At 51.1% G+C, this 1,379-nt stretch carries 1 protein-coding gene; it reads left to right on the top strand.

What is annotated here, in order from left to right; all coding sequences use genetic code 11:
* Nucleotides 1–130: 130 nt before the first annotated feature.
* Nucleotides 131–1,018, top strand: coding sequence for a lipid kinase YegS (gene yegS / locus J1785_RS00995; RefSeq protein WP_129952174.1), 888 nt, complete (start codon nt 131–133; stop codon nt 1,016–1,018).
* The last annotated feature ends 361 nt before the right edge of the window (nt 1,019–1,379 follow it).

Genomic DNA, 1,379 nt, shown 5'->3' with positions numbered 1-1,379 from the left:
AATAAGTATTTTATTGAATGACTTTAACTGAAATTATTTAATACCAAAGAGAACGCTTCACTGATTTATCCGATAGCCAAATACGGTCACAATCATCTATTGTTGTTATGTATAGATAAAAGGAGCATACATGACCACAGCACTGCTGATTTTAAACGGAAAAGGGGCCGCCATCGAAGAACTGCGCGAGGCGGTGAGCGCACTGCGTGACGAAGGCGTCAGACTGCATGTACGGGTCACCTGGGAGCAGGGTGATGCGGCTCGTTATGTCGCCGAAGCCGTTGGTCTTGGCTGTGAAACCGTGATCGCCGGCGGCGGTGATGGCACAATTAACGAAGTGGCGGGTGCGCTGGCGCAACTCAACGGTGTAAAGCCGGCGCTGGGAATTGTGCCGCTGGGGACGGCGAACGATTTCGCTACCGCCTGCAATATCCCCCCGGTGCCTGAGCAGGCACTACAGCTGGCGGTAAAAGGCAACGCTGTTGCTATCGATCTGGCACGCGTCAATAGTCAGCATTTCTTTATCAATATGGCCACCGGCGGCTTCGGGACGCGCATCACCACAGAAACTCCGGAAAAACTGAAAGCGGCACTGGGTGGCGTTTCGTATTTCATCCACGGGCTTTTACGTCTGGATACGCTCAAAGCGGATCGCTGCGAAATCACAGGCCCGGATTTTCAGTGGGAAGGCGATGCGCTGGTGATCGGCATCGGTAATGGCCGCCAGGCCGGTGGCGGACAACAGATTTGCCCGGACGCATTGATCAACGACGGCCTGCTGCAGCTCCGTCTTCTGACGTCAGAAGAGCTGCTGCCGTCATTCCTGCGCAGCCTGCTCAATAATGAAGAAAACAAAAATATCGTTTCCGTCAGCCTGCCATGGCTCGACATCACCGCGCCCCACGACATGACCTTCAACCTTGACGGCGAACCGCTGACCGGTAAACAGTTCCATATTGAGGTGTTGACTGGTGCCATTCAGTGCCGTTTACCCCCTCAGTGTGAGCTGCTCGGCTGATATCCCCCCTTCTCATTGTTCATTCTCTGTACTGTGATCCGTCTTGCAGTACAGAGGAATTCTGCTCTCCTTTTTGTGATCTGGTCCGATAAAACCCGTTTCGCATACTTGTATGGTAGATATACATTACTTAATTTTACGTGGCCGATGTCGCTGAATACTTCATTTATGAACTTCTGCGGGCACAAACGACGCATTTCTTTTTACGACTCTTATTTATCCGGTGACGGAATGCAGGGGTAGTATGATTAATCATCATAAAGAAAGACCGATATCGGTAAAAAATATGCTGGCCTACGGCGGGGGAGATTTCTTCGGCGGAGGATGTTTTGCGGTATTGGGTCTGTGGATAATGTTTTTC

The organism is Rahnella perminowiae (assembly GCF_019049755.1).
GTDB classification, from domain to species: Bacteria; Pseudomonadota; Gammaproteobacteria; order Enterobacterales; family Enterobacteriaceae; genus Rahnella; species Rahnella perminowiae.
This window is presented reverse-complemented; position numbering and strand designations above follow the sequence as displayed.